Annotated in this window: 26 protein-coding genes; 13 read left to right on the top strand and 13 right to left on the bottom strand. The window is 61.3% G+C overall.

The window, feature by feature from the left end:
- Nucleotides 1-87 precede the first annotated feature (87 nt).
- The 9 genes from KJP28_RS11050 to guaA are packed head-to-tail and all read right to left on the bottom strand — an operon-like array spanning nt 88 to nt 7,915.
- Complete coding sequence (locus tag KJP28_RS11050; protein ID WP_218392590.1) at nt 88-237, bottom strand: hypothetical protein; 150 nt, start codon at nt 235-237, stop codon at nt 88-90.
- Complete coding sequence (locus KJP28_RS11045) at nt 237-860, bottom strand: TetR/AcrR family transcriptional regulator (protein WP_218392589.1); 624 nt, start codon at nt 858-860, stop codon at nt 237-239. Before KJP28_RS11045 ends, KJP28_RS11050 begins: the two co-directional genes overlap by 1 nt.
- Entirely contained in the window at nt 860-1,729 is an 870-nt protein-coding gene (gene ppk2, locus KJP28_RS11040; protein ID WP_218392588.1) for a polyphosphate kinase 2, read from the bottom strand. The genes KJP28_RS11045 and ppk2 overlap by 1 nt, the downstream gene beginning before the upstream one ends.
- A 25-nt stretch (nt 1,730-1,754) precedes the next feature.
- Nucleotides 1,755-2,708, bottom strand: coding sequence for an alpha/beta fold hydrolase (locus KJP28_RS11035; RefSeq protein ID WP_255552364.1), 954 nt, complete (start codon nt 2,706-2,708; stop codon nt 1,755-1,757).
- 1 nt (nt 2,709) lies between these two features.
- A complete protein-coding gene (locus tag KJP28_RS11030) occupies nt 2,710-3,648 on the bottom strand; it encodes a homoserine O-succinyltransferase (RefSeq protein WP_218392586.1) in 939 nt (312 codons plus the stop codon).
- A 43-nt stretch (nt 3,649-3,691) separates the two neighbouring features.
- Nucleotides 3,692-4,555, bottom strand: a complete 864-nt coding sequence (locus tag KJP28_RS11025) for an ATPase (RefSeq protein ID WP_218392585.1) — start codon at nt 4,553-4,555, stop codon at nt 3,692-3,694.
- 57 nt (nt 4,556-4,612) lie between these two features.
- Nucleotides 4,613-5,476, bottom strand: coding sequence for a DMT family transporter (locus tag KJP28_RS11020; RefSeq protein ID WP_218392584.1), 864 nt, complete (start codon nt 5,474-5,476; stop codon nt 4,613-4,615).
- Nucleotides 5,477-5,521: 45 nt separating this feature from the next.
- Entirely contained in the window at nt 5,522-6,331 is an 810-nt protein-coding gene (locus KJP28_RS11015) for an FkbM family methyltransferase (protein ID WP_218392583.1), read from the bottom strand.
- Between the two features lie 21 nt (nt 6,332-6,352).
- Nucleotides 6,353-7,915 (bottom strand): glutamine-hydrolyzing GMP synthase, encoded by a 1,563-nt coding sequence (gene guaA / locus KJP28_RS11010; protein ID WP_218392582.1) that lies wholly within the window; start codon nt 7,913-7,915, stop codon nt 6,353-6,355.
- A gap of 103 nt (nt 7,916-8,018) precedes the next feature.
- On the opposite strand from guaA, the gene KJP28_RS11005 reads away from it, so the two are divergent.
- Together KJP28_RS11005 and KJP28_RS11000 are read left to right on the top strand one after the other, a co-directional pair.
- Nucleotides 8,019-8,504, top strand: coding sequence for a cupin domain-containing protein (locus KJP28_RS11005; RefSeq protein ID WP_218392581.1), 486 nt, complete (start codon nt 8,019-8,021; stop codon nt 8,502-8,504).
- Between the two features lie 98 nt (nt 8,505-8,602).
- A complete protein-coding gene (locus tag KJP28_RS11000; protein ID WP_218392580.1) occupies nt 8,603-10,159 on the top strand; it encodes a trimethylamine methyltransferase family protein in 1,557 nt (518 codons plus the stop codon).
- Nucleotides 10,160-10,162: 3 nt separating this feature from the next.
- Here the strand turns inward: KJP28_RS11000 and KJP28_RS10995 are convergent, their stop codons facing one another.
- Entirely contained in the window at nt 10,163-10,453 is a 291-nt protein-coding gene (locus KJP28_RS10995) for a DUF6477 family protein (RefSeq protein WP_218392579.1), read from the bottom strand.
- Nucleotides 10,454-10,683: 230 nt separating this feature from the next.
- On the opposite strand from KJP28_RS10995, the gene KJP28_RS10990 reads away from it, so the two are divergent.
- Nucleotides 10,684-11,781: a DUF6456 domain-containing protein gene (locus KJP28_RS10990; protein WP_218392578.1), complete on the top strand. Its 1,098-nt coding sequence runs from the start codon at nt 10,684-10,686 to the stop codon at nt 11,779-11,781.
- 23 nt (nt 11,782-11,804) lie between these two features.
- On the opposite strand, the gene KJP28_RS10985 is transcribed toward KJP28_RS10990, so the two are convergent.
- Entirely contained in the window at nt 11,805-12,221 is a 417-nt protein-coding gene (locus tag KJP28_RS10985; protein ID WP_218392577.1) for a hypothetical protein, read from the bottom strand.
- A gap of 178 nt (nt 12,222-12,399) precedes the next feature.
- On the opposite strand from KJP28_RS10985, the gene KJP28_RS10980 reads away from it, so the two are divergent.
- The 8 genes from KJP28_RS10980 (at nt 12,400) to KJP28_RS10945 (ending at nt 20,782) form a co-directional block, all read left to right on the top strand.
- Entirely contained in the window at nt 12,400-13,428 is a 1,029-nt protein-coding gene (locus KJP28_RS10980; protein ID WP_218392576.1) for a sensor histidine kinase, read from the top strand.
- 130 nt (nt 13,429-13,558) lie between these two features.
- A complete protein-coding gene (locus tag KJP28_RS10975; protein ID WP_218392575.1) occupies nt 13,559-14,593 on the top strand; it encodes a substrate-binding domain-containing protein in 1,035 nt (344 codons plus the stop codon).
- A 102-nt stretch (nt 14,594-14,695) separates the two neighbouring features.
- A complete protein-coding gene (gene pstC / locus KJP28_RS10970) occupies nt 14,696-16,168 on the top strand; it encodes a phosphate ABC transporter permease subunit PstC (RefSeq protein ID WP_218392574.1) in 1,473 nt (490 codons plus the stop codon).
- Complete coding sequence (gene pstA / locus KJP28_RS10965) at nt 16,165-17,493, top strand: phosphate ABC transporter permease PstA (protein WP_218392573.1); 1,329 nt, start codon at nt 16,165-16,167, stop codon at nt 17,491-17,493. Before pstC ends, pstA begins: the two co-directional genes overlap by 4 nt.
- A gap of 61 nt (nt 17,494-17,554) precedes the next feature.
- A complete protein-coding gene (gene pstB / locus KJP28_RS10960) occupies nt 17,555-18,313 on the top strand; it encodes a phosphate ABC transporter ATP-binding protein PstB (RefSeq protein WP_218392870.1) in 759 nt (252 codons plus the stop codon).
- Nucleotides 18,314-18,330: 17 nt separating this feature from the next.
- A complete protein-coding gene (phoU, locus tag KJP28_RS10955; RefSeq protein ID WP_218392572.1) occupies nt 18,331-19,065 on the top strand; it encodes a phosphate signaling complex protein PhoU in 735 nt (244 codons plus the stop codon).
- Nucleotides 19,062-19,751: a phosphate regulon transcriptional regulator PhoB gene (phoB, locus tag KJP28_RS10950; protein WP_218392571.1), complete on the top strand. Its 690-nt coding sequence runs from the start codon at nt 19,062-19,064 to the stop codon at nt 19,749-19,751. The genes phoU and phoB overlap by 4 nt, the downstream gene beginning before the upstream one ends.
- 134 nt (nt 19,752-19,885) lie before the next feature.
- Nucleotides 19,886-20,782, top strand: a complete 897-nt coding sequence (locus KJP28_RS10945) for a helix-turn-helix transcriptional regulator (protein ID WP_255552303.1) — start codon at nt 19,886-19,888, stop codon at nt 20,780-20,782.
- Between the two features lie 305 nt (nt 20,783-21,087).
- Here the strand turns inward: KJP28_RS10945 and tsf are convergent, their stop codons facing one another.
- Nucleotides 21,088-21,963 (bottom strand): translation elongation factor Ts, encoded by an 876-nt coding sequence (tsf, locus tag KJP28_RS10940; RefSeq protein WP_218392570.1) that lies wholly within the window; start codon nt 21,961-21,963, stop codon nt 21,088-21,090.
- Between the two features lie 99 nt (nt 21,964-22,062).
- Nucleotides 22,063-22,848: a 30S ribosomal protein S2 gene (gene rpsB / locus KJP28_RS10935; protein ID WP_218392569.1), complete on the bottom strand. Its 786-nt coding sequence runs from the start codon at nt 22,846-22,848 to the stop codon at nt 22,063-22,065.
- A gap of 187 nt (nt 22,849-23,035) precedes the next feature.
- On the opposite strand from rpsB, the gene KJP28_RS10930 reads away from it, so the two are divergent.
- Together KJP28_RS10930 and KJP28_RS10925 are read left to right on the top strand one after the other, a co-directional pair.
- Complete coding sequence (locus KJP28_RS10930) at nt 23,036-23,929, top strand: PfkB family carbohydrate kinase (RefSeq protein ID WP_218392568.1); 894 nt, start codon at nt 23,036-23,038, stop codon at nt 23,927-23,929.
- The gene (locus KJP28_RS10925; RefSeq protein WP_218392567.1) at nt 23,926-24,831 is read left to right on the top strand and encodes a pseudouridine-5'-phosphate glycosidase; all 906 of its coding nucleotides are present in this window, start codon (nt 23,926-23,928) and stop codon (nt 24,829-24,831) included. Before KJP28_RS10930 ends, KJP28_RS10925 begins: the two co-directional genes overlap by 4 nt.
- The last annotated feature ends 91 nt before the right edge of the window (nt 24,832-24,922 follow it).

The raw sequence follows: 24,922 nt of genomic DNA, 5'->3' as shown, positions 1-24,922 counted from the left end.
GTGGAATTCGTCCGAGTCCGCGCGGCGGCGTTCGAGACATGCGGTTTGCGCGACCGTCTGGATGAGCGCCGCGTCTGTGGAGGAGAACTAAGCGATCTGGAACCGGGTGCGCAGGAACTCGGTCTCGGGCGTTGCGATGGTGTGCGTGACGAGCACCTCGGCGACGACGACCGTGCTCCTGTTCGCAAAGGCAAGACCCGAATTGAAGTAGGCCCAGTTTCGGAGGTGTAAGGGCATCAGGCGTCCGGTTTGATCAACCCCAGACCGCGCAGGTAGATGCCGATCCCGCTTTCGAGAAGGTCCTCGGGCGGGAAGGGCGATTTGGTCCCTGGCGAGCCGCGCGAGAAGAGTTCGACGACGCCGTGAGACATGGCCCAGACATGTGCGGAGACCATGCGGGCGGGGGGGCGCCGGTCCTCGGGAAGCTCCGACATGAGGCTTTCGGCGGCGCGTTCGAGCGTCGCGAAGGCGCGGGCCGAGACATGGGCGAGATCCGGGTTTCGATTGATCGAGATCCCGCTTTCGAACATCGAAATGTAATGGCCGGGAAATTTCCGCGCGAAGGCGAGATAAGCCCGGCCTGTCGCCTCGAACGAGGCCAGCGGCGATGGTTGGCCTTTTTCATAGGCATGTTCCATGAGGTCCGCGAAGATCTCGTACCCCTGACGCGCGGCTTCTGCGATCAGGTCTTCACGGCCTGCAAAATGGCGATAAACCGCGGCTGGCGTGACGCCTGCCTGTTTTGCGGCTTCTGACAGCGTGAACCCGGTCGGCCCCTTTGCCTCGATCAATTCGAGGGCCGCCTCGACCAGCGCCTGTTTCAGGTTGCCGTGGTGATATCCGCGCTTTTTCGTGGGCATCAGCGATCCCACGCTCGCGTGGAGATGGCGATTTTCGGATCGGGCGGCGTCGTGACGCTTTCGTCCTTGCGCTCATAGTCGATCCCCTGAAGCACCTGGGCGATAGCTGCGACACGGGCGCGGCGTTTGTCGTCCGAGCGGACGACCGTCCAGGGCGCGAAGGTGAAATCGCTTTTTTCGAACGTCTCGGCAATCGCCTCGGAATACTGGCTCCAGCGGTTCAGACCTTCGACGTCGATCCAGCTCAGTTTCCATTGTTTGTAGGGGTCCTGTTCGCGGGCGAGGAAGCGGCGAAGTTGCTCCGCGCGCGACACGTTGAGCCAGAGCTTGACGAAGTGATAGCCCTCGTCGACCAGCATGTTCTCGAACTCGGGGAGTTGGCGGAAGAAGGCGGCACGCTGCGCATCGGTGCAGAAGTCGAAGACCTTTTCCACGACGCCACGGTTGTACCACGACCGGTCGAAGAGGACGATTTCGCCCTCGGTCGGAAGCTGGCGGACGTACCGCTGGAAATACCATTCGCCCGCCTCGCGGTCGGAGGGCTTGGGGAGCGCCACGACACGGGCGACACGCGGGTTGAGATACTCGCGCATCCGCTTGATCGTGCCACCCTTTCCGGCCGCATCGCGGCCTTCGAAGAGCACCACGACGCGTTTGCCGGTTTCCTTTACGTCGGCCTGCAATTTCACGAGTTCAAGTTGAAGTGCGGCGAGCCGATCCTCGTAGTCGCCTTTGTCCATCCATTCGTCGTAGGGATGGTTCGGGTCGAGGATTTCCTTCTTCGACGCGCCCTCGATCGCCTCGCGCACATCCTTCGGCGCTTTTTCGGTGAAATATTCGGTGATTGCGCCGTCGAAGGGCAGGGCCATGTTAGTCTCCATTACATTATGGACACTATGGCGATTTCGCCCCCATGCGCAACGCTACGCGATCCACTGCGGCGACGATTTCGGACGTATGTGTGTGGTGAAGCATATGGCCCGCGCCGGGGATGCGGGTGAGATTGCCGTCTTCGACCTGGGCCACGAGCTTCTCGGCGTGCACTTCGACGCCCACGATGTCGTCGGCTTCTCCGTGAACCACCTCGACGGGAACGGTGATCTCGCCATAGCGGGTTTCCTGCCCGCGAAGCTGTTCGCGCAGATCGGTACGCTGCTGGGCGTTGGCGCGCAGACGACGCGGGCTGAGGTTCAGCCTCGGGCCGAAATGGTCGATGTAGCCTTCGGGCATGTCGTCGGGGCGGAATACCGCTTCGACCATGGAGTTCAGGCGGTTATCCGACATGATTGCAGCAACAGCATGGGAGAGAATGGGTCCGACCACGGGCCACGACAGGACCCGGTAAGACAGATCGAGCGGACCCTCCCAGGTGTGGGTCGCCCCGGCGATTGAGACGAGCCCCCCGATTTGATCCGCGTCCCGCAAGGCCCAGTTCGCGGCCAATGCGCCGCCGTAGCTTTGCCCCGCAACAATCGGATTTTGCAGGTTTATTTGTGCGGCCGCTGACGTGAGTAGGTCGACCTGATCGCTGACCGTCACGCCGCTATCGTCGAGCCGGGGGGTATAACCGAGGCCGGGCCGGTCGAAGGCGGTCACGCGATAGCCAGCTTCGACAAGTGCGGGCAGAAGCCGAAAGGTCGCGTCGCGTGTCGAGCCCATTGAACCGTGGATCAGCACCACGTCGGGGCCTTGTCCTTCTTGCACGTAGTGAACCTGATGGCCGTCGACGACCACGAATTCACCTTCGGGCGGGTAATCCTTTTCCGCCCAGATGGTGCGCATATTGGCCGCGAGAAAGGTCACGATAACTAGTGCGAGCGCGGAAAAGAGCGTGCCGTACAACCCCATGTCAGCCACGGCGATCCTCGACCGTCGAACCGATCTTGTCCACATCGAAGGGGGTGGTCAGGTACATCTCCGCGATCCAGTTGCCGTAAAGCAGATGTGCGTGCGATTTCCAGCGGTTTCGCGGTGGCTTCGATGGGTCGTCGCCCGGGTAGTAGTTCATCGGCACGTTGATTGGCGCGCCCTTGGCCACGTCGCGGTCGTATTCCTGCTTCAACGTGTCCGAGTCGTATTCGAAATGGTTGAAGATGTAGAGCGCACGGTGTTTCGGGTCTTCGATCAGGCAGGGGCCGGTATCGTCCGAGCCGAGCAGGGTCACGAGGTCTGGCACCTCATCGACATCCGACTGAGCGATCTCGGTCCAGCGGCTGACGGGAATGACGAAATTGTCCGAGAACCCGCGCAGGTAGGGCGAGATCGGCGACAGGTTTTCCTGCGGGAAACAGCCGAAGGATTTCTCCTCCAGCATCAGTTTGGGGATGCCGTGGAAATGGTAGAGCATCGCCATGCCGCCCCAGCAGACGCCGAAGGTGGAATGCACGTTGGTCTGGGTCCAGTCCATGATCTCGACCATCTCGTCCCAATAGGTCACTTCCTCGAACGGCAGATGTTCTATGGGGGCGCCAGTGATGATGAGGCCGTCGAATTTCTGCTCCTTCACATCCTGGAAGGCCTCGTAATGCGCGCCGATATGGGCCTGCGACGTGGTCTTGGAGATATGTTCGGTCGGGCGGATGAGTGTCAGTTCCACCTGAAGCGGAGACGCGGCGATGAGGCGCGCGAATTGCGTCTCGGTCTCGATCTTCTTGGGCATCAGGTTCAACAGCGCGATCCGCATCGGGCGGATTTCCTGACGCTCGGCTTCCTCGGCCTTCAGCATCATGATCCCTTCGTCGCGCAACGTGTTGTAGGCGGGCAGGGTGGAGGGGATCTTGATGGGCATTGGGTTCCGGTCTCCGACGAAAGGTCTGGATGAGATAAGGGGTCTAGCTCCGGGCCTCAAGAGCGCGCGAAATGAGCGCCGAGAAGTCCGCAGGCGAGCGGACCTGCGCGACGTCATCGGCCGACACCTTGACGCCCCAGCGCTCTGCCATCGCCGCATAGCGCGGCTGTCGGTGGGCCAGTGCGCGGGCATAGGTTAAGCGGATGAAATCATCTGGGTCGACCTCGTGTTCCTTCAGCTTGCGGGTCGAAAGGTATTCGTCCCAGCAGGCCTCCAAGAAACGGGGCTGGTAATACATTGGTTTCGGCGCACGTGAAAAACGCCGGATCAGTTCCTCGGTATGGGCCTCGGAACCCTCAATCCAGACAAGGAGAAGGTTGCGTGACAGGAGCGAGAGCAACTCGTCGTCCGGATCGTCCGGGTCGACGACCTCGCAGATAGACCCACCGGAATCGCAGACGAAATCTTCGTAACCATAGAGCGCGCGCGCGCGGTCGATGAAGCGCACGGTATCCTTGAGTGCAGCGATTTCGGCGTCGCGATGCTGACGCTGACGTTCCATGTACTCGGAGAACGGCAGGCCACCTTTGGCCGGATCACCGGGTTTTCCCAGATAGGTGGACAGCGGTGCCAGGTTCTCGAACGTGATGTTCGAGGCGATGTAAACGCTGTCGGTCAAGAGCAGTTCGCGCAGGAACGGGTTCTTCATCGCTTCGCGTTTGAAGTTGTCGGCGATGTATTCGCCCATATATCGCGTGCCGATGCGGTAATCGACCGAGTAATGGAACCACGCGCCTTCATCGCGAAGCATGTTGGAGAGGTAGGTCTTGCCCAGTCCCGACATCCCGAACAGCAGCGCATGTTTGCCCTTGGCATCCTGCCAATCCTGAGCCGTCTCGTAGGTCATCTGTGCCTCATACTCGCCTTGCCGCTTTGGTAGCGGTCGGGGGCAGGCTGGGCAAGCCTAGCGGCTTTCGCGGACGCCGGCGCGGAGGTTGACATAGTTTGCCGTGAGAATGATCGCGGCCCCGATTACGACGGCGCGTTCCAGCGGTTCCTGATACAGCACCCAACCGACCGCCGCGATCAGCGGCAAGCGCGCAAAATCGATGGGCATGACCAGGGTCGCCGGAGCCAGTGCCAGAGCTGACGTCAGGCAGAAATGCGCGAAGAGGCCCGCGCAGCCGATCACGAACAGCCATGGCGCGGAGACGAGTGTCGGAAGTGCGATGTCACCGTCCAATCCAGCCATGACGAGGCCAAAAACGGCCTGCATGGTCGTCAGGAAAAACAGGATCGTACCAAGACTTTCGGTGCGGGTGAGGCGGCGCGTGAACACTGCGGAACCGGCAAAGCCGATGGCCGCGCCAGCGGCAGCGAGGATGCCCGGTGTAAGCGGCTCGGTCCAGGGTCGCGTCAGAACCAGAATGCCCACGAAGCCGAGTATGGCGGCGAATGCCCGGACGCGGGTGATGTGTTCGCCGAGAAAGATGGGTGACATGAGAAGCACCCATAGCGGCACGGTGAATTCGATCGCGAAGACCTGCGCCAGCGGTGTCACCCCGACGGCAAAAAACCAAAGGTTCTGCCCGGTGAAATGCGACAGGTTTCGAACCGTGTGAAGCCCGATCCGTTCGAATCCGATCTCGCCCCAACGCCGGGCAAGGCTCAGGGCGGCGGTCACGATCACGATACCGACCAATGAGCGGTAGAACATGATCTCGAACGTGTCGTGGTCGAGCGATATCTCGCGCCCTGCCACTGCCATGGTCGAGAAACTGGCAATCGCGCCGATCATCCAGAAAGAAGATTTAAGGATGGGGTTCATGGCGCTGCGTTCATGTTCGTGACGACGTGATAGACCATTCGGCGGTCAGTCGCGTTTCTTCGGCGTGAACGCGAAGACCGTGTTGGGGGCGAAATTCACGTTCGGCAATTCGGTCTCTTGCACGTAAATAACGTCCTGACGCAGATGTGCGACCTGGCGATAACCCTTTTCGTCGAGAAGAAGATCAAGCTCGATTGTCGGGTTCTCGATCGTCATGCACCGGAAACTGTATTTCTCGAACGGAAAGGACCGAAGCGCGATCCATTCCGCGCCCTCTATGTCGAGAGACAGGAAATCAATCACGGAAGGCGCTCCCGCCGCGTCGAGTTCCTTCTCAAGCGTGGTCGTCGGAATGTCGACAACAGTCGCATCCGCCAGTTCTTCACCCCGGATTTTCGCGTTGTTGTCGGTTTCGTTCGACACGATCCCGCCGAGCATCCCGTTGTCGATCCGGAATTTCACCGTCTCGCCAGCCGTGTCCGTGACGCAATCAGTCACGAGAGGGGAGCGGCGTGCGGCGCGGATCTTGTCGTGAAACTCCGGGTTCGGCTCGAACAGAAGCCCGGTCCAGTTCAGGTGCTTTTCTAGAAAGTAGGTATTGCTGATATAAACGCCGTCCGCGCAGGCGAGATCGACGAAGTAGCCGTTTTTCGGCAGTCCGTTTTTCTCATAGTCGAGGACATTGTTCACCAGAAAGTCGACCTGACCTTTCTGGTCGCGATAGGTGAACTTGCGATTGCGGCGCAGGATCGCGGTGTTGGCGTTAGAGCCGTATTCCGATGGATGAACGATTTTCGCGCGGGTTCCGTCACCGGACGTCTTCCCTGAATCACGCTTCGTCTTGGTTCTGAACATGTCGTTGCAATGGCCTTCGTTCTATTCCCACTCGATCGTGCCCGGAGGCTTCGAGGTGATGTCGTAGGTCACACGGTTGATCCCGGGCACCTCGTTGATAATGCGGGTCGCGGTTTCGCCTAAAAATTCATGGCTGAAAGGATAATAATCTGCCGTCATCCCATCGACGCTGGTCACGGCACGCAGCGCACAGGCGTAGTCGTAGGTCCGCCCGTCGCCCATGACGCCGACGGTGCGCACCGGAAGGATCGCGACGAAGGCCTGCCAGATTTCGTCATACAGCTCATGCCGTCTGATCTGGTCGATATAGACCGCGTCCGCCTTTCGCAGGATCTCCAGCTTGTCGCGGGTGATCTCGCCGGGGCAACGGATGGCGAGGCCGGGGCCGGGGAAGGGGTGGCGGCCGATGAAGCTTGCCGGCAGCCCAAGCTCATGGCCCAAAGCGCGGACCTCGTCCTTGAAGAGCTCGCGCAGGGGTTCGACCAGCTTGAGGCCCATCTTCTCGGGCAGCCCGCCCACATTGTGGTGCGACTTGATCGTGACACTCGGGCCACCCGAAAAACTGACGCTTTCGATCACATCCGGGTAAAGTGTGCCCTGGGCCAGGAACTCGGCCCCGTCGATCTCGCTCGCGTATTTCTGGAACACGTCGATGAAGAGCTTGCCGATCGTCTTGCGCTTGGTTTCCGGGTCCGAGACGCCCTCGAGCTCGCCAAGAAACAAGTCGGACTCGTCGGCGTGGATGAGCTTCATGTTGTAATGGTCGCGGAACATGGTCACGACCTCGTCGGCTTCGTTCAACCTCAGCAGCCCGTGATCGACGAATACGCAGGTCAGCTGATCCCCGATCGCTTCGTGCAACAGCACCGCCGTCACCGAGCTGTCGACCCCGCCGGACAGGCCGCAGATCACCTGTTTGTCACCGACCTGTTCGCGGATCTTGGCAATCGCCTCGTCCTTGTAGGCGCCCATGGTCCAGTCGCCTTCGAACCCGGCGATGCGCACGAAGTTCTCGTAGAAGGTCGGGCCGTTCGGCGTGTGATGCACTTCCGGGTGGAACTGCACCGCGTAGAACCGTCGCTCAACATCGGCAGTGATCGCGAACGGCGCGTTGGGTGAGGTGCCGTAGACCTCGAACCCGGGCGCGATTTCGGACACATGGTCGCCGTGCGACATCCAGACCTGCTCGCGCCCTCCGACGAACCAGCCGAACAGAAGGTCGCTTTCCGCCCCGGTCGGCTCGACATAGGCGCGGCCGAACTCGGCGGTTCCGTGGCCGCGCTCGACCTTGCCGCCGAGCATCTGCATCATGACCTGCTGGCCATAACAGATGCCAAGGATCGGCACATCGAGGTCGAAGACGCTTTCGGGCGGGCGGGGTGAGCCTTCGTCGATCACGCTGGCCGGACCACCTGAAAAGATCACCGCTTTGGGCGCAAAGTCCTTCAGGAACGCGTCGGTCACGTTCTGATAGGGGTGGATTTCGCAATAGACATTCAGCTCGCGAAGGCGACGCGCGATAAGCTGCGTGACCTGGCTGCCGAAGTCGATGATGAGAAGGCGGTCGTGCGAAGTCGTTTGCATAGCCGCTGATTAGGACCCGCCGCCCGCCCGCGCAAGACCAAAGCGCGGTTTGCAGGCTGCGCGGGGTGCGCATATTCTGCAAGGCAGCATGAAAGGGCGCAGGATGGGTGACGACGTTTATCTCGTGAAGGCCGAGGAAATTGCCGCGATGGAGGGTTTGTCGAAGTCGCATTTTCTGAACGACAACGCGCAACGTGTGAACAAGTCGCTGGGTGACGTCACCGGGCTGACGGGGATCGGGTTCCACATCATCGAGGTCGAACCGGGCCACGAGACGACGGAATTCCATCGCCACTACCACGAGGACGAATGCGTCTATGTCCTCTCCGGCACCGCCACGGCGCGGATCGGGGAGGACGAGCACGATATCGGACCGGGTGATTTCATCGGTTACCGAAAGGGTGGCGCGGCGCATTCGATCTTGAATACTGGCACCGAGACGTTGCGCTGTATCATCGTCGGCGAAAGGCTTTCCCACGATGTCGGCGACTATCCCGACAAGGGAAAACGTATTTATCGTCAGGCCGGGATGCCATGGAACCTCGTCGACATGGACGCGATCACCGAGCCGAAGGGCGGCGCGAAGTAACCGCGCATCAAGTCGCTTTCACGCGCGAAACGTCGCAAATTCGACGCAGCTTTTCCGGTGGACAGGTAAAAACGGACAAAGGCCATCGGGAGTAGAACATGTCCGAAGATCAAGCAGCACCCGCACGTCGCGGTCGAGGTCGGTCCGGAGGCGGCGCGGCGCGCCGCGCTGAGCGGACATCGGTCAAGTTCGATGTCGCCCCGACGATCCAGCGCAAGATCAAGCCGCTCGAGTATCTCGACGAAGAGGCGTTGACGATCATCGAGACGAACGCGGAGACCGTGCTGGAAGAGATTGGCGTGGTCTTTGCAGAAAACCCCGGCGCGCTTGCGCGTTGGCGGGAAGCCGGGGCAGACGTTCGCGGCGACCGTGTCCATATTCCGCGTGGCTTGGCGCGAAAGCTGTGCGAAACCGCACCGCGCCAGTTCACCCATCATGCGCGAAACCCGGAGCGTTCGGTCGAAATCGGCGGCAACAATCTCGTCTTCGCGCCGGTCTATGGCCCCCCGTTCGTGCGCGACTATGACGGCGGGCGTCGGTACGCGACGATCGAGGATTTTCGCAACTTCGTCCGTTTGGGTTACATGTCGAAGTGGCTGCACCTGTCCGGCGGCACGCTGTGCGAACCGACGGACGTGCCGGTGAACAAACGCCACCTCGATATGATCCACGCCCATGTCACCCTGTCCGACAAACCCTATATGGGCGCCGTCACCGACCACGAATGGGCGCGGGACTGTGTGAATATGTCGAAGATCGTCTTCGGAGATGACTTCGTCGACCAGAACGCGGTGATGACGTCGCTCGTCAATATCAACTCGCCGCTGACCTTCGACAACGTGATGATGAACACGCTCGAGGTCTATGCGGCGGCGGGTCAGGCCTGCATCGTCTCTCCGTTCATCGTCGGCGGGGCGATGGCCCCGGTCTCGGTCATGGGGACATTGACACAGGTGCTGGCAGAAGTGCTGGCGGGCGTGGCCTATTCCCAGCTCGTGCGCCCCGGCGCACCTGTCATCTTCGGCGCGTTCGTGACCTCGATCGACATGAACTCCGGCGCCCCGACTTTTGGAACGCCCGAGGCCACGCAGATCACGACGGGCGCCGGACAACTCGCCCGGCGCGTGGGTTTGCCGTTCCGGTCTGCCGGCGGCTTCACCGGGTCCAAGATCAATGACGCGCAGGCTGGCTACGAGAGCGCCAATTCCCTTCAGATGGGTCTGAACGCCGGTGTGAATTTCATGCTTCATGCCTGTGGCTGGCTCGAGGGCGGGCTGGTGTCGAGCTTCGAGAAATTCGTGATCGACGCCGACCAGCTCGGCACGCTCCACAAACTGGCCGCCGGGATCGCCACGGACGAGAATGCCCAAGCCATGGACGCGATCCGCGAGGTGGGGCCGGGGGGGCACTACCTTGGCTGCGCTCACACGCAGGCGAACTTCAAGGAAGCGTTCTGGGCGTCGAAGGTGTTCGATTACAAAGCGTTCGAGACCTGGGAAGACGAAGGCGCGCGCGATACGGCGACGCTTGCCTCGGAAAAGGTCGCGGCGATGCTCGCGAATTACCAGGCGCCGGCACTCGATCAGGGCATTCGTGAAGCGCTCGATGCCTATATCGCCAGGCGTAAGGAAGAGATGCCTGACGCCTACACGTAGCATTCAAAGCGGGCGCGGTCCCTTTAGGAACCGGGCCTCCGCCAGGATGGCCGTGAGCACCTGAATGTGGCGCGGCGTGGAGTATCCAGCGTCACCGCGGCGCCGGGTTTCATTCAGTTGGGCTTCTTCGCCCAAGAGATATTCAAGCGCGCCATGAGGCGCGAGACCGACGCTTTTCCCAAGTACCCGCGCAAGATCCCGGTCACGATCGTATGCCGTTGCCGCGTGGCGGGCTGCGCTGAGAAGCAGGGCCGGGCGTTTCAACCGGGACAGAGCCAGAAGAACGTCAGACATTTGCACACCTCCGAAGGATGATTCGGATCGGTTATCGCACAACTAAAACGGGTGTTGCGTCGCGCGATTGAGGTGCGTTCGGTGCGTTTGCGATGTGTTATCCACAGTCTAACAGGCTGATTTTATGCCGAACTGTGTAGGTAATCCACCATGTTTCCGGTTTGCCTGTGGATAAAAATACATCCTAAGGTTGAGTCGTTTCCAATTGGTGGACAATCAGGAGGGATTGGATGCACGCGCATCTCAACGGGCACACGTGCCCGAAACCAGCCTTGCCCGACTGGGTCCCGGACCCGGTGAAGACCTACCTCGCTCACCTCGAGGGAGGAAACAGTTTCCGGCATATCGCCCGAAAGCGCGGTTGCCATGCGTCCACGATCATGCGGCAGGTCCGACGGACCGAGGGTCTGAGAGACGATCCGCTGGCCGATGCTGCGCTTTCGACCCTGGAAACATTCTGGCGCACCGGGGGATCCGGGTGCGCAGGTCGAAAAGGAACGCATATGTCTCTGGCCGGAACCGAACGGGAGCGGAAAAAGCTCGACCGAGATATTCAGCGCGCGCTCAAGGCACTGACCGAGCCGCGTGCTTTACTCGTCATTGCGGAAGGTGTCGAAGATGCCGTGATCGTTGCGAATGAAGAAGGCGACCGGCCGGTGCGTCGCGCTGTCATTCCCCGAGAAGTGGCCGAGATCATGGCTCTGAAGGAATGGATCGAGGGGCGGATGAAAGGCCGCCTGGGGCGTTACGCGATCACGGCGGCGGGGCGCGCGGAACTCGGGCGTCTTCTGGCACGGACCGAGTCGCAAAGGGCGCAGGGCAGGGGCGAAGCGGACGAGCGGATCGACGGAAGCATTCCGAAGGGCCGCCTCAGCCGGTCGGCCGGGACGGAAGCGCCTCTCAGGGTTCTGGCGCGTCGAAAACGGGGCAATGGACAGGCGTTTCTCGCCGCACCCCTCGTCCAGGCCGCCGAGAGGTTCCGCGAAAGCTTCGAAATCGCGCGCGTCTCGGGTGCACTCGGCGATGATCTGGCAGCGCTGATGGAGGGTCGCGTCAAGGCGCCGGTCCGGCAAGAGGGCGCCACGGCGCTGGCGGTCTCACGGGGTGAACTGGCGCTCGGGCATCTCGTCGATGCAGTCCGCGCGATCGGGCCCGAACTTGCGGAAACCGTGGTCATGGCCGTCTGCGAGGAATGGGGCATGGAGAAGATCGAGAAAGAATACGAGTTTCCCGCACGATCCGGGAAAATCGTCCTTCGCATCGCACTCCACGCGCTCGCCCGCCATTACGAAAAGGTCGGATCGCAAGACCACGATCTCATCTTCTGACGCGGCAATCGGGCTCTGTTCTCTCAGGCGACCGGTACGGCGCGGGCTTCTTCGAAGTACACGAGATCAAAATCCAGCTTCGGAAACTGCCCGCGCACTTCGGCCCTCACGAGGTCCGGGCGCGGCAGTTTCGGTGAAAGCGCCCGGTAACGCCCTGAATACCCGAAGCGTTCAAGGCAGTTTGCCAGTTCAAGACAATCGAAACGAGGTGTCACCAGAGGCGACAGGACCACGTCAGGCGCGATGGCCAGGAAGCGTTCCTCTGTCAACGTTTCGAATGCGACGAATGTCCGCTGCGCGTTGGCGCCGGCCTGCTTCGCGACATAGCCATCAGGTGTCTCGCCGATGACGAGCACGCGAAGGGTGCCGGTTTCTGGTGTTGGAGATATCGTGTTCGACGGGTCGTCGGTTGTCTCCCGACGTGCCTGAATGAGAGTCAAAGCTTCTGCGCCCCCAGGGAAAGGGTTTCAACTAGGTCCTGACTTCAATCACGCGATATTACCTTAGGTTGTGCTCTCGAAAGAATCAATCGACTGAGTCGAAAAGGCACGTTTAAAGATGCCTAACTCTCGACGTGTCCCATTTTCGCCGCGTAAAGAGAGTGCCAACGGGGAACATATGGACCGAAATCACTTTCTCAGCGCCATACCGATACCGGCCGCCTGGATTGGGCCAAATGACCGTATCGACGCGATGAATCCGCAAGCTGTCGCGCTTTTCAGCGAAGCGGTTCTCGGTCGCCATTATGCCACCGTGTTTCGTCAACCCGCACTGCTCGGCGCCATAGAAACGGCTTTGGACGAAGGGCGGGCGACCCATGGGCGTCATGCAATGCTGCGCGTGGGGCGGGAACGCAATTACGACGTTCTCGTCACGCCGATGTCACGTGGTGCAGAGGGGCTGATCCTGACATTCGAAGACATCACTGCCGCCGAACAGGCCGGCGAAATGCGATCCGAGTTCGTCGCGAACGTAAGCCACGAATTGCGCACGCCGCTTACGGCGATTTCCGGGTTCATCGAAACGCTGCGGGGGCCGGCCCGCGATGATTCGGACGCGCGTGCACAGTTTCTCGAGATCATGGAGCGTGAGACCCGACGCATGCACCGGCTTGTCGATGACCTGCTGTCCCTTGCGAAGGTCGAGGACACGGAAGGTCAGCGCCCCACGGACACCGTCGATGTCGCGGGTCTTCTGACAAGTGTTGCGCGGTCCTTCGGCCCGAAGGCGGAAGAGCGCGGTGTCGAGATCGTGCTCGACGGATGTGCGGCACCGGTGGTCGTGCCCGGCGATTCCGACCAGCTGACCCAGGTGTTTAACAACCTCGTCGAGAACGCGATCAAGTATGGTGGGTCCGGGGGTATCGTAACCATCGCGCTGGAACAGGTCGGCCACGATCCCCGCCTGCGCGGGCCCGGCGTCATCATTCGCGTCGAGGACAAGGGGGATGGAATCGACGACCGCCATCTGGGCCGTCTCACCGAGCGGTTCTACCGCGTCGACACACATCGGTCGCGCGGTATGGGCGGCACGGGGCTGGGTCTCGCCATCGTAAAGCACATCATCAACAGGCACCGTGGGCGGTTGCGTATCACGTCCGAACCGGGGCAGGGCAGCCGCTTCGAGGTCGCGCTGCCGGTCGCGTGACTTATGCCCAGGTTTCTCGCGGTCTGTTACACAGTTGTTACAAACCTGTCACAAAAGGATAGCAGACTCACCCTAGGACCGCGGGCAGTCGCCATTCGGCGCCTGTTGCAAAACAATCCAGGAGACTGACATGTCCTTCGTGAAACTGACCGCCTCGACCTTGGCGATCGCTGCCGTTTCTGCGTCCGCTGCCGTGGCGCAATCTCGTGAAAACGTGCAGATCGCAGGGTCGTCGACCGTGCTGCCCTATGCCTCGATCGTGGCTGAAGCATTCGGCGACAACACCGACTTCCCGACGCCCGTCGTGGAATCGGGTGGCTCGTCTGCCGGTCTCAAGCGCTTCTGTGAAGGCGTGGGCGAGAACACCATCGACGTCGCCAACGCATCGCGCGCCATCCGTGACAAGGAAGTCGAAGCCTGTGCCGCCAACGGCGTGACCGACATCATGGAAGTGCGTATCGGCTACGACGGCATCGTGTTCGCGAGCCAGAAAGATGGCCCCGCCTTCACCGCATTCGAACCGACCGACATCTTCAATGCGCTTGGCGCGAAGGTCCTGGTAGACGGCGAAGTCGTCGATAACCCCTACAACACCTGGGCCGAATTCAACGCCGAACTGCCCGACGTCGAAATCGCCGCGTTCATCCCCGGCACCAAGCACGGCACCCGTGAAGTGTTCGAGGAAAAAGTGCTTCTGATCGGCTGCGAAGAAACCGGCGCGATGCAGGCGATGATCGACGGCGGCATGTCCGAAGACGACGCCGAAGACGCCTGTCTCGACGTGCGCACCGACGGCAAGTCGACCGACATCGACGGCGACTACACCGAAACGCTCGCCCGTATCGACGCCAACGTGAACGGCATCGGCGTGTTTGGTCTCGCGTTCTACGAAAACAACACCGACAAGCTCAAAGTGGCGACCATGTCGGGTGTCGAACCCAAGACCGAAACCATCGCGTCGGGTGAATACCCGGTGTCGCGTCCGCTGTTCTTCTACGTGAAGAAAGCGCACATCGGCGTCATTCCGGGCCTCAAGGAATACGCTCAGTTCTTCATCTCCGACGAACTGGCCGGCCCGAACGGCCCGCTTGCCAACTACGGCCTGGTGTCCGACCCCGAATTGTCGGCCACGCAGAGCATGGTTGAAGGCGAAGAGACCATGTAATCCGGCTCGCCGGATAATAAGGGGGCGGCATATTCCGCCGCCCCCACGCCTTTTAGGAACTTTTTAAGCTCCACGAAACGCAACCTGAACCCTGGGGGGCAAATGCCTGTTTTCTGGCTCATCCTGATCGTCCTGGCGATCGCAGCGGCCGGGTTCGTCGTCGGGCGATCCCGTGCGCTCTCCTCCGCCGAGGGCGATGCGCGCAAGCTTCACTCCTTGCCGAGCTTTTACGGCAACAACGTGGTCATCAAGGCAATCGTGCCTGCATTCCTTGTGATGATCGTCTGGCTGCTCGCGCAACCGCTTGTCGTCGCGTCCAGCGTCTCGGGCCTGATCCCTGAAAGCGCCATACCGGACAATTCGTCACGCGGGCTGGTGATGGCCGAGGTTCGCCGCGCGGCAGACGGGCTGGACGCAGCCGTTGCTTCAGGCGGCATGACCGAGGATTTCGCCAGGAATGCCCGCGCCGATTTCAATGACGTGACGGAAAGGCTTCAGGAAGCCGGTGCCATCGTGACCTCGCAGGTGACGCAGCCCGTCTTGCGGGCCGCTCAAAGGTTCCGTGTGCTCAATGCGACCGGAAAAACGCTGATGAGCGGCGCCGTGATCGCGCTGTCCATACTCGGGGCGCTTTGGGGGATCCGGGAAACCAAGGCCGAGTTCCGGGCACGCAACACGGTCGAGACGTCGATCAGGATGCTCCTGATCGCAGCCGCGTCCATTGCGATCCTGACGACGGTGGGCATCGTCCTGTCGCTCGTGTTCAACACCGTCGAATTCTTCCGGCTCTATCCAGCGTCGGACTTCTTCTTCGGGACCACCTGGTCGCCGAGTTTTTCCGGGCGAGGGGGCTCATCCGAGCTCGGCGTCCTGCCGCTTCTGTGGGGCACGTTCTATATCTCGATCGTCGCGCTGCTCGTCGCCGTTCCGATCGGTCTGTTCTCGGCCATCTATCTTTCGGAATATGCCTCGTCGCGGGTGCGCTCGGTTGCCAAACCGATGCTCGAGGTGCTCGCCGGCATTCCGACCATCGTCTATGGTCTTTTCGCACTCCTGACGGTCGGGCCACTCCTTCTGTCTGTCTTCGGCCCCAACGGGCTGGGCTGGATGCAGGCAGGAACGGCAGTGATGACCGCTGGCCTGGTCATGGGAATCATGCTGATCCCCTTCGTCTCGTCGCTCTCCGACGACATCATCAACGCCGTTCCACAGTCCATGCGAGATGGTTCCTACGGCCTGGGCGCAACCCAGTCCGAGACCATTCGCCAGGTCGTGCTGCCGGCCGCGCTGCCGGGTATCGTCGGCGCGATCCTTCTGGCCTCATCCCGCGCCATCGGTGAAACGATGATCGTCGTGCTCGGGGCAGGGGCGGCGGCCAAGCTCGACCTCAACCCGTTCGAGGCGATGACCACCGTGACCGCCAAAATCGTGAGCCAACTCACGGGCGACGCCGATTTCGCTTCACCCGAGGCGCTGGTCGCGTTCGCGCTCGGTATGACGCTGTTCGTCATCACGCTCGGCCTCAATGTCTTCGCGCTCTACATCGTGCGCAAATACCGGGAGCAATACGAATGACCGACGCAACCGTTCAAGGCGGCGCACCGGCCCCGCGCGGCTCGATCCATTCAATCGACGCGCGCACCGCGAAGCGTAACCGCGCCGAAAAACGCTTCCGCACCTATGGCAAGATCGCGATCGGAATTGGGCTGTTCTTTCTGGTCGTCCTGTTTGCCTCGATCATCCGCTCCGGCGCGCCGGCGTTCACCCGGACCGTGGTCGATGTGCCATTCACCCTGACGCAAACGCAATACGAAGAAGCCGAAGGCACCCTGTTCAAGACCAAGGCCTATTCGGATTTCTTCATCGCGGCGCTCGACAACCAACTGCGCGAACAGGGCGTGGAGGCGGAGTTCGACGCCGATACCATCGAACGTCTGCTCGGCAAGGTGGGGAGCACGATCCGCGAATATTATCGCGCCAACGAAAACCAGTTGGGCGAAGAGGTCAGTTTCAGCCTGGCCACCTCATCGCGCGTGGATGGCTACCTGACCGGGCGCGTGACGCGCGAGTCGATGACCGACAGCCGGTTCCTCATGGCCGCCGACCTCGACCTCGTCGACCGGCTGGTCGAAGGCGAGATCATCACCAGTGAGTTCAACTGGCCTTTCATCACCGGCGCCGACAGCGGCGTCGACAACCCGGGCGGGGCAGGGATCGGCGCATCGGTTGTCGGCTCGTTCTTCATGATGCTGGTCGTTCTGTTCCTGTCGCTTCCCATCGGTGTCGCGGCATCGATCTACCTCGAGGAGTTCGCGGTACAGAACCGGTTCACGGACCTGATCGAGGTGAATATCTCGAACCTCGCGGCCGTGCCGTCGATCGTGTTCGGTATTCTCGGCCTCGCCGTTTTCATCCAGTTCATGCATCTGCCGCAATCCGCGCCGCTGGTGGGTGGGCTTGTCCTGACGCTGATGACACTGCCGACCATCATTATTTCGACGCGCGCCTCGCTCAAAGCGGTGCCGCCGTCGATCCGCGAAGCGGCCCTCGGCATCGGCGCGTCGAAGATGCAGACCGTGTTCCACCACGTCCTGCCGCTCGCCATGCCCGGCATTTTGACCGGCACGATCATCGGGCTGGCGCAGGCGCTCGGGGAAACCGCGCCGCTTCTGCTCATCGGCATGGTCGGTTTCGTGGCGCGCGGCTATCCAGACGGGTTTCTGCAGGGCTTCGTGGAGCCGAACTCGGCCATGCCCGCACAGATCTACACCTGGGCTGCACGCGCCGACGTGGCCTTCTACGACAAAGCCTGGGGCGGGATCATCATTCTGCTGATCTTCCTCATGATCATGAACATTGTCGCGGTGGTTCTGCGCCGTCGCTTCGAGCGCCGCTGGTAATCGCGGGTAGGGGAACCTTATGATGAAAGACAATATCGATACGAAGGTCGGGGTGGACGCGATGGAAACCAAGTTCAATTGTCGAGACGTGCAGGTCTATTACGCCGACAATCACGCGATCAAAGACGTGAACGTGGACATCCTCGACAAGACCGTGACCGCCTTCATCGGGCCGTCTGGCTGCGGCAAGTCGACCTTCCTGCGCTCGCTCAACCGCATGAACGACACGATCCCGATTTGCCGGGTCGAGGGCGATATCCTGCTTGATGGCGAGGATATCAACGATGCGAAAGTCGACCCGGTTCAGCTTCGCGCGAAGGTCGGCATGGTGTTCCAGAAGCCGAACCCGTTTCCCAAGTCGATCTACGACAACATCGCCTACGGTCCGCGCATTCACGGGCTCGCGCGAAACAAGGCCGAGTTGGACGAGATCGTCGAGAAGTCGCTGCGTCGCGGCGCGATCTGGGACGAAGTCAAGGATCGGCTCGACGCGCCCGGAACCGGCCTTTCCGGCGGTCAGCAGCAGCGCCTGTGTATCGCCCGTGCGGTCGCAACTGAACCGGAGGTGCTCCTGATGGACGAACCCTGCTCGGCGCTCGACCCGATCGCCACCGCTCAGGTCGAGGAACTGATCGACGAACTGAAGGCAAACTACTCGGTCGTCATCGTCACGCACTCGATGCAACAGGCGGCCCGCGTCAGCCAGAAGACCGCGTTTTTCCATTTGGGCAACCTCGTGGAATACGACGACACCAACGAGATTTTCACCAATCCTCGCGATCAGCGAACGGAAAGCTACATCACCGGCCGGATCGGGTAGGGAGACAGGAAACCATGATGAGTGATCAACATATCGCCTCGGCGTTCGACCGCGATCTCGAGGCCTGCCAGGCGCTCGTGATGAAGATGGGCGGGCTTGTGGAAGAGGCCATTCGCGCGAGCGGCAAAGCCCTCAAGTCCCGTGATGTCGAAGAGGCCGAACAGGTCCGGCGCGGCGACAAGCAGATCGACGAACTGGAAGAGATGATAAACACGCAATGCGCCACTTTGCTCGCGCTGCGGCAACCGGCCGCGCGGGATCTGCGCACCGTTCTGTCCGTGATGAAGATTGGCGGCAACCTCGAACGCATCGGGGATTATGCCAAAAACATTGCGAAGCGGACCGAAGTGCTTGCCCAGATGCAGCCCATCGAAGGCACCTCCAGTGCGATCCGGCGGATGACAAAAGAAGTCGAATCCATGCTGTCCGACGCGCTGGACGCCTATATTCGCCGGGATGCGACCGCTGCAAACGAAGTGCGGCACCGCGACCTTGAAATCGACCAGATGTATAATGCCCTGTTCCGCGAATTCCTGACCTTCATGATGGAAGACCCACGCAATATCACGGCCTGCATGCATCTTCATTTCATCGCCAAAAACATCGAGCGCATGGGCGACCACGTGACGTCCATCGCCGATCAGGTCATCTATCTTGCGACCGGCGAGATGCCCGAAGAGTCCCGACCGAAATCGAACACCGAGATCTATCAGATGGACGGTGGGGACGGCAGCGACGAGGCAGATGAATGAGCGCAGAGAAACCTCTCGTGCTCCTCGTTGAGGACGAGCCGGCCCAACGCGAGATCCTGCGCTACAATCTGCGGTCGGAAGGATATGACGTGTCGATGGCCGAGAACGGCGATGACGCGATGGTTCTGGTCGACGAGATCGGCCCCGACCTGATCCTGCTTGACTGGATGTTGCCCGGCGTATCAGGAATCGAGATCTGCCGCCGCGTGAAATCGAAACGCGAGACCTCGGACATTCCCGTCATAATGCTGTCGGCCCGGTCCGACGAGATGGACCGCGTGCGGGGTCTGGAAACCGGCGCCGACGATTACATGATCAAGCCGTTTTCCGTGCAGGAGCTCATGGCACGCATCCGCACGCAGCTCCGACGGACAAGACCCGCATCGCTGGGGCAGGCGCTCTCATACGACGATATCCTGCTCGACGGTGAAACCCATCGCGTGTCCCGCGGCGGTGAAGCGATCAAGCTGGGGCCGACCGAGTTCCGTCTGCTGTCGACCTTCATGGAGAAACCGGGACGCGTGTGGAGCCGTGAGCAATTGCTCGACCGTGTCTGGGGTCGTGACGTTTACGTCGACACCCGGACCGTCGACGTTCACGTCGGGCGGTTGCGCAAGGCGCTGTGCCAACACGGCGGGTCGGACCCGCTGCGAACCGTGCGGGGGACGGGGTACGCTTTGGGCTGAGCCCGGCCTCATGGTTAATGCGTATAATCGGTATTATGTAAAGTGCGCATATTGCCCGACTCTGTATGATATCAACGGCCTACGCTCCTGCGTCCGGTGTACGGCCCAATTGCATTCCGCAATGATTTTGCAATTTGAAGGTTTCCCTCTCGACAGCAAGCGCTAACATGTGTCTGTTGGACTGGAACCACGGGAAGCCGCGCGCCTCGAGAACGCGGTACCAGATACGGGAAGGCTTTGAACCGATGCTGGAATTCCTCGACCAGCTCGTGCGCACATCATCGCTACAGCACGTCTGGCACCTGAACTGCGTTCGTATGAAGTCCTACGGATTCGACCGCCTGATCTACGGCTACACGAAATTTGCGACTCAACATGGTGTCGGCGAGCTGGAAGACGCGCTGTTCCTGACGAACCACGATCCGGATTATTTCAACGAATTCATCGGCGGTAAGATGTTTCTTCACGCGCCGCTGACTCGCTGGGCGCGGCAGAACCGAAGTGGCTCGACGTCCTGGGGCACGATCTGGACCGACCGTGCGAACCTTTCCCCCGAAGAACTTAACGTGATCGCGTTCAATCAACAGATGGGCGTCACAGCCGGATACACGATCGCGGTCCCTACCCTGTCCCCGCGCTCATACGCGCTGTTCGCCTTGACTGGTGCACGTGGCCACAACCAGGCTGACCTCGACCGCATCTGGGCGGAGTTCGGTCGCGAGATCGAAGTTTTGTGTAATCTGGTCCACCTGAAAATCGCTTCCTTACCGATTGAAACCAAACGAACAAAACTCTCCAAACGACAGCTTGAGGCGCTCGAATGGGTTGCGGAAGGCAAATCGAACCAGGACGTTGCAACGATCATGGGTGTTTCGGTCCCGACCATCGAGAAGCACCTGCGGCTGGCGCGCGAAAAACTAGGCGTCGAAACGACGCCCCAGGCGGTCGCGAAACTGACGTTCCTCAACCAGATGTACGTGCGTAGCCACAGCGACACATTCCGCCTGAACGATGAAATCGGAAAAATCTGACACTCGTTGATTGTTTCTGCTTTCGAAACAATTAAGCGCGCCTCTTCATGTGTCACTCCCTGTCCCATGTGTGAGGCAGACAGGTTACAGGTAAGGAAAACCTTACTGGTGATCCGGAGGTGAATCGCGGAGTATCGGAACGTTCCGTGAGTGGTGGCTTTTTAGGCCTTTAGGAACGGGGATGGAGCGCCCGCGATTACGGGATGTTCCATCCCAATACTCTCGACACGAAAACGGCGCATGAGTTTCCCCATGCGCCGCGACGCGGACCAGACCCCGGCCTGATCCGACGGTGTCCTTGAAGATCAGCCTTGTGCGGCTTTCGCCACTTCAGCAGCGAAATCTTCTTCTTCCTTTTCGATACCCTCGCCGACTTCCATACGGATGAAGCCGGTGATCTCGGCGCCGGCCTCTTTCGCAGCAGATTCGACGGTCAGGTCCGGGTTGATGACGAAGGCTTGGCCGAGAAGCGTGACTTCGCCCATGAATTTCTTCATGCGGCCAACGATCATCTTCTCGATCACTTCTTCGGGCTTGCCGGATTCGCGGGCGATGTCGATCTGGATCTGGCGCTCTTTCTCGACCACGCCAGAATCCAGCTCGGCTTCGTTCAGCGCGGCCGGGTTCGCAGCGGCGATGTGCATCGCAACCTGTTTGCCGAAGGCTTCATCACCACCTTTGAGCGCGACGAGAACGCCGATCTTGCCCATGCCGTCGGTGACGGCGTTGTGGATGTAGGTCACGACGGTTTCACCGGTGATCTTCTCGACACGACGAACGCCCATGTTCTCGCCGATCTTGGCGATGGCGTCAGTCATGGTGTCAGCCACCGACTTGCCGTCGATGTCGGCGGCGTTCAGCGCGTCGATATCGTCCACTTTCAAGGCGGCGTTCGCGATCTTGGCGACCATGCCCTGGAATTCGGCGTTCTTGGCCACGAAGTCGGTTTCCGAGTTCACTTCGACGGCGATGCCGGTGTTGCCTTCGACGGCGACGCCGACGAGACCTTCGGCAGCGGTGCGGCCCGATTTCTTGGCGGCCTTTGCGAGACCCTTGGTGCGCAGCCAGTCGATTGCGGCGTCCATATCGCCATCGTTTTCGACAAGCGCCTTCTTGGCATCCATCATGCCCGCGCCGGTCATTTCACGCAGTTCTTTCACTTGTGCAGCGGTGATCGCCATGTTCGGCTCTCCTTACGTCGATAGGGTTCCGGGGGCGGTGTGCCTGCCCCCGGTATCAGGAATGTGACAGGCGTGGCCCGAGGGCCGCGCCGACCGCACTCAGCTTTCGGCAGGTTCTTCTGCCGGGGTCTCTTCGGCAACGGCCTCTTCGACCGGTGCTTCTTCGAGCGCACCCACGTCGATGCCGGCCGCTTCGAGCTGACCCGACATGCCATCGAGCGCGGCGCGTGCGGCGAGATCGCAGTAAAGCGCGATTGCACGAGCGGCGTCGTCGTTGCCCGGGATGATGTAATCCACGCCATCAGGCGAGCAGTTCGTGTCCACCACGGCCACGACCGGGATGCCCAGTTTGTTGGCTTCCTTGATCGCCAGTTCTTCTTTCTTGACGTCGATGACGAACAGGAGATCAGGACGGCCGCCCATTTCGCGGATCCCACCGAGCGAAGCGGTGAGTTTCGCCTGGTCGCGTTCGATCCCAAGACGTTCTTTCTTGGTGAGGCCATCAGCGCCGCCTGCGAGCGTTTCGTCGTAACCCTTGAGGCGGTTGATCGACTGGGACACGGTCTGCCAGTTGGTCAGCGTGCCACCGAGCCAGCGGTGGTTCATGTAGAATTGTGCCGACTTGTCGGCCGCTTCCGCGATCGGGCGGGACGCCTGACGCTTGGTGCCGACGAACAGGATGCTGCCGCCCTTGGCGACGGTCTCGCGGATCACGTTCAGCGCCGCGTCGAGCATCGGGAGCGTCTGGGTCAGGTCGAAAATGTGGATGCCGTTCCGCTCACCGTAGATGAACTCGCCCATGCGGGGGTTCCAACGCTGAGTCTGGTGGCCGAAGTGAACGCCAGCTTCCAAAAGCTGACGCAAAGTGAATTCAGGGAGCGCCATGTCCAATATCCTTTTCCGGTTTGCGCCTCGACGGAACCTTGAGGTTTGGTGCACGCGGCACCTCACCAACCGGCGGACACGAGCGGGATGTCTCCCCGCAAGGCCCAAGCCCCGTCTGTGAAGTGCGCGCGATTTAGCGCAGGCCAAGCGCTATTGCAACCCCCTGCCCCTCATGGTCCAAGGTCACATGGACAAGACACCCGACATTCTGTGCATCGGCAGCGTCCTTTGGGATGTCGTCGGACGCACTGGTGCCGAAATGGTCAAGGGCAATGACGTGCCGGGGCGGATCGTCCGCATTCCCGGGGGCGTCGCACTGAACATCGCGATGACGCTCAAGGGGTTCGGGTTGGTGCCGGGTCTCGTCTCGGTGCTCGGGACCGATCCGGCAGGCAATGAACTCGCCGCCGCCTGCGAGGACATGAACCTCGTCACACGCTATCTCACCCGCGACCCGGACCTGCCCACCGACAGTTACATCGCGATCGAAGACGGGAGCGGGCTTGTCGCCGCCATGTGCGACGCCCATTCGCTGGAGGCCGCGGGAGAGCGCATCCTCGCGCCACTGCTCGACGGGCGGCTCGGGAGTGACGCGGCACCCTACCCCGGCACCATCGCGCTTGACGGCAACCTGACCGAAACGCTCCTGGCCAACATCGCCGAACGACCCGCGTTCCGCGCCGCCGACCTGCGCATCGCACCGGCCAGCCCCGGCAAGGCCACGCGGCTCACGCCGCTTCTGGCCCATCCGGGCGCGACGCTCTACGTCAACCTGGAAGAGGCGGGGCTGCTCTTGGGGCGCAGCTTCGACGGGGCGCATCTCGCGGCTGAGGCGCTCGTATCCGCTGGCGCGACCCGCGCGATGGTCAGCGATGGCGCGCGGTCTGCCGCCCTTGGCACCTTCGAAGGCACGATCAGTGCAGCGCCGCCCAAGGTCGCACAGGTCCGCGTAACCGGCGCCGGCGACACCTTCATGGCCGCCCATATCGCCGCAGAGCTTCGCCGCGAAGACGCGCAAGCGGCGCTCGACACCGCACTTCGCGCAGCAGCAACCTTTGTGTCGGGAGGCACGCCAAAATGATCGAGCTCCAATTCTCGCCCGAGGTCGCAAACGCACGCGCAACGGGTTCGCCCCTCGTCGCGCTCGAAAGCACGATTATCACCCACGGCATGCCCTATCCGCAAAACGTGGAAACCGCGCGTGCCGTCGAAGCCGAAATTCGCGCGGCCGGCGCGGTGCCTGCGACCATCGCGGTCATCGACGGGCAGATCCTCGTCGGCCTGACCGAAGATCAACTCGAAGCCTTGGGCCAGACCACAGACGTCGCCAAGCTGTCACGCGCCGACCTCGCTGTCTGCGTTGCGTCCGGCGGCACAGGTGCGACGACAGTGGCTGCAACCATGATCGTGGCCCATCTCGCCGGTATCCGCGTGTTCGCGACCGGCGGGATCGGCGGGGTGCATCGCGGATGGGAGACGAGCCTCGACATCTCGGCCGACCTGCTGGAACTCGCGCAGACCCCGGTGACGGTCGTCGCTGCGGGTGCAAAGGCGATTCTCGACATTCCGGCGACGCTCGAAGTGCTGGAAACCAACGGTGTGCCGGTGATCGCAGTCGGACAGGACGACATGCCGGCCTTCTGGTCCCGGTCTTCGGGTCTTCGCGCTCCTCTTCGCCTCGATACTGGCGCGGAAATCGCGCGGGCAGCGGACACGCGTCTGGCGCTCGGCCTTCCGGGAGGACAACTCGTCGCCAATCCGATCCCCGAAGACGCAGAGATTCCGCGAGATGTGATCGAGCCGGTGATTGCCGAGGCCCTGTCGCTGGCCCAGACTCAGGGCGTATCGGGCAAGGACGTGACGCCGTTCCTGCTCGACCGCGTGTTCCATGCAACCGAAGGCGCGTCGCTTGCCGCCAACATCGCGCTTGTGCTCAACAATGCGCGTCTCGGCGCAGCGATCGCCATAGCTACGACAACCTGACGATTGGCGCGTCACGTGAAAATGAACCAAACGCGGCACTAACCGTTGCCGCGCCGCGCTGCAGCGCATAGATATGCAAGGACTTTGAAGG

It is taken from the genome of Maritimibacter dapengensis (assembly GCF_019218265.1).
Lineage (GTDB): Bacteria > Pseudomonadota > Alphaproteobacteria > Rhodobacterales > Rhodobacteraceae > Maritimibacter > Maritimibacter dapengensis.
Note: the sequence above shows the minus strand (reverse complement) of the source record. Positions and strands in the feature narration are given on the sequence as shown.

Coding starts and splice junctions, on each gene's coding strand:
- KJP28_RS11050 (WP_218392590.1), bottom strand. CDS start 237: ATGCCCTTACACCTCCGAAACTGGGCCTACTTCAATTCGGGTCTTGCC.
- KJP28_RS11045 (WP_218392589.1), bottom strand. CDS start 860: ATGCCCACGAAAAAGCGCGGATATCACCACGGCAACCTGAAACAGGCG.
- ppk2 (WP_218392588.1), bottom strand. CDS start 1,729: ATGGCCCTGCCCTTCGACGGCGCAATCACCGAATATTTCACCGAAAAA.
- KJP28_RS11035 (WP_255552364.1), bottom strand. CDS start 2,708: ATGGGGTTGTACGGCACGCTCTTTTCCGCGCTCGCACTAGTTATCGTG.
- KJP28_RS11030 (WP_218392586.1), bottom strand. CDS start 3,648: ATGCCCATCAAGATCCCCTCCACCCTGCCCGCCTACAACACGTTGCGC.
- KJP28_RS11025 (WP_218392585.1), bottom strand. CDS start 4,555: ATGACCTACGAGACGGCTCAGGATTGGCAGGATGCCAAGGGCAAACAT.
- KJP28_RS11020 (WP_218392584.1), bottom strand. CDS start 5,476: ATGAACCCCATCCTTAAATCTTCTTTCTGGATGATCGGCGCGATTGCC.
- KJP28_RS11015 (WP_218392583.1), bottom strand. CDS start 6,331: ATGTTCAGAACCAAGACGAAGCGTGATTCAGGGAAGACGTCCGGTGAC.
- guaA (WP_218392582.1), bottom strand. CDS start 7,915: ATGCAAACGACTTCGCACGACCGCCTTCTCATCATCGACTTCGGCAGC.
- KJP28_RS11005 (WP_218392581.1), top strand. CDS start 8,019: ATGGGTGACGACGTTTATCTCGTGAAGGCCGAGGAAATTGCCGCGATG.
- KJP28_RS11000 (WP_218392580.1), top strand. CDS start 8,603: ATGTCCGAAGATCAAGCAGCACCCGCACGTCGCGGTCGAGGTCGGTCC.
- KJP28_RS10995 (WP_218392579.1), bottom strand. CDS start 10,453: ATGTCTGACGTTCTTCTGGCTCTGTCCCGGTTGAAACGCCCGGCCCTG.
- KJP28_RS10990 (WP_218392578.1), top strand. CDS start 10,684: ATGCACGCGCATCTCAACGGGCACACGTGCCCGAAACCAGCCTTGCCC.
- KJP28_RS10980 (WP_218392576.1), top strand. CDS start 12,400: ATGGACCGAAATCACTTTCTCAGCGCCATACCGATACCGGCCGCCTGG.
- KJP28_RS10975 (WP_218392575.1), top strand. CDS start 13,559: ATGTCCTTCGTGAAACTGACCGCCTCGACCTTGGCGATCGCTGCCGTT.
- pstC (WP_218392574.1), top strand. CDS start 14,696: ATGCCTGTTTTCTGGCTCATCCTGATCGTCCTGGCGATCGCAGCGGCC.
- pstA (WP_218392573.1), top strand. CDS start 16,165: ATGACCGACGCAACCGTTCAAGGCGGCGCACCGGCCCCGCGCGGCTCG.
- pstB (WP_218392870.1), top strand. CDS start 17,555: ATGGAAACCAAGTTCAATTGTCGAGACGTGCAGGTCTATTACGCCGAC.
- phoU (WP_218392572.1), top strand. CDS start 18,331: ATGAGTGATCAACATATCGCCTCGGCGTTCGACCGCGATCTCGAGGCC.
- phoB (WP_218392571.1), top strand. CDS start 19,062: ATGAGCGCAGAGAAACCTCTCGTGCTCCTCGTTGAGGACGAGCCGGCC.
- tsf (WP_218392570.1), bottom strand. CDS start 21,963: ATGGCGATCACCGCTGCACAAGTGAAAGAACTGCGTGAAATGACCGGC.
- rpsB (WP_218392569.1), bottom strand. CDS start 22,848: ATGGCGCTCCCTGAATTCACTTTGCGTCAGCTTTTGGAAGCTGGCGTT.
- KJP28_RS10930 (WP_218392568.1), top strand. CDS start 23,036: ATGGACAAGACACCCGACATTCTGTGCATCGGCAGCGTCCTTTGGGAT.
- KJP28_RS10925 (WP_218392567.1), top strand. CDS start 23,926: ATGATCGAGCTCCAATTCTCGCCCGAGGTCGCAAACGCACGCGCAACG.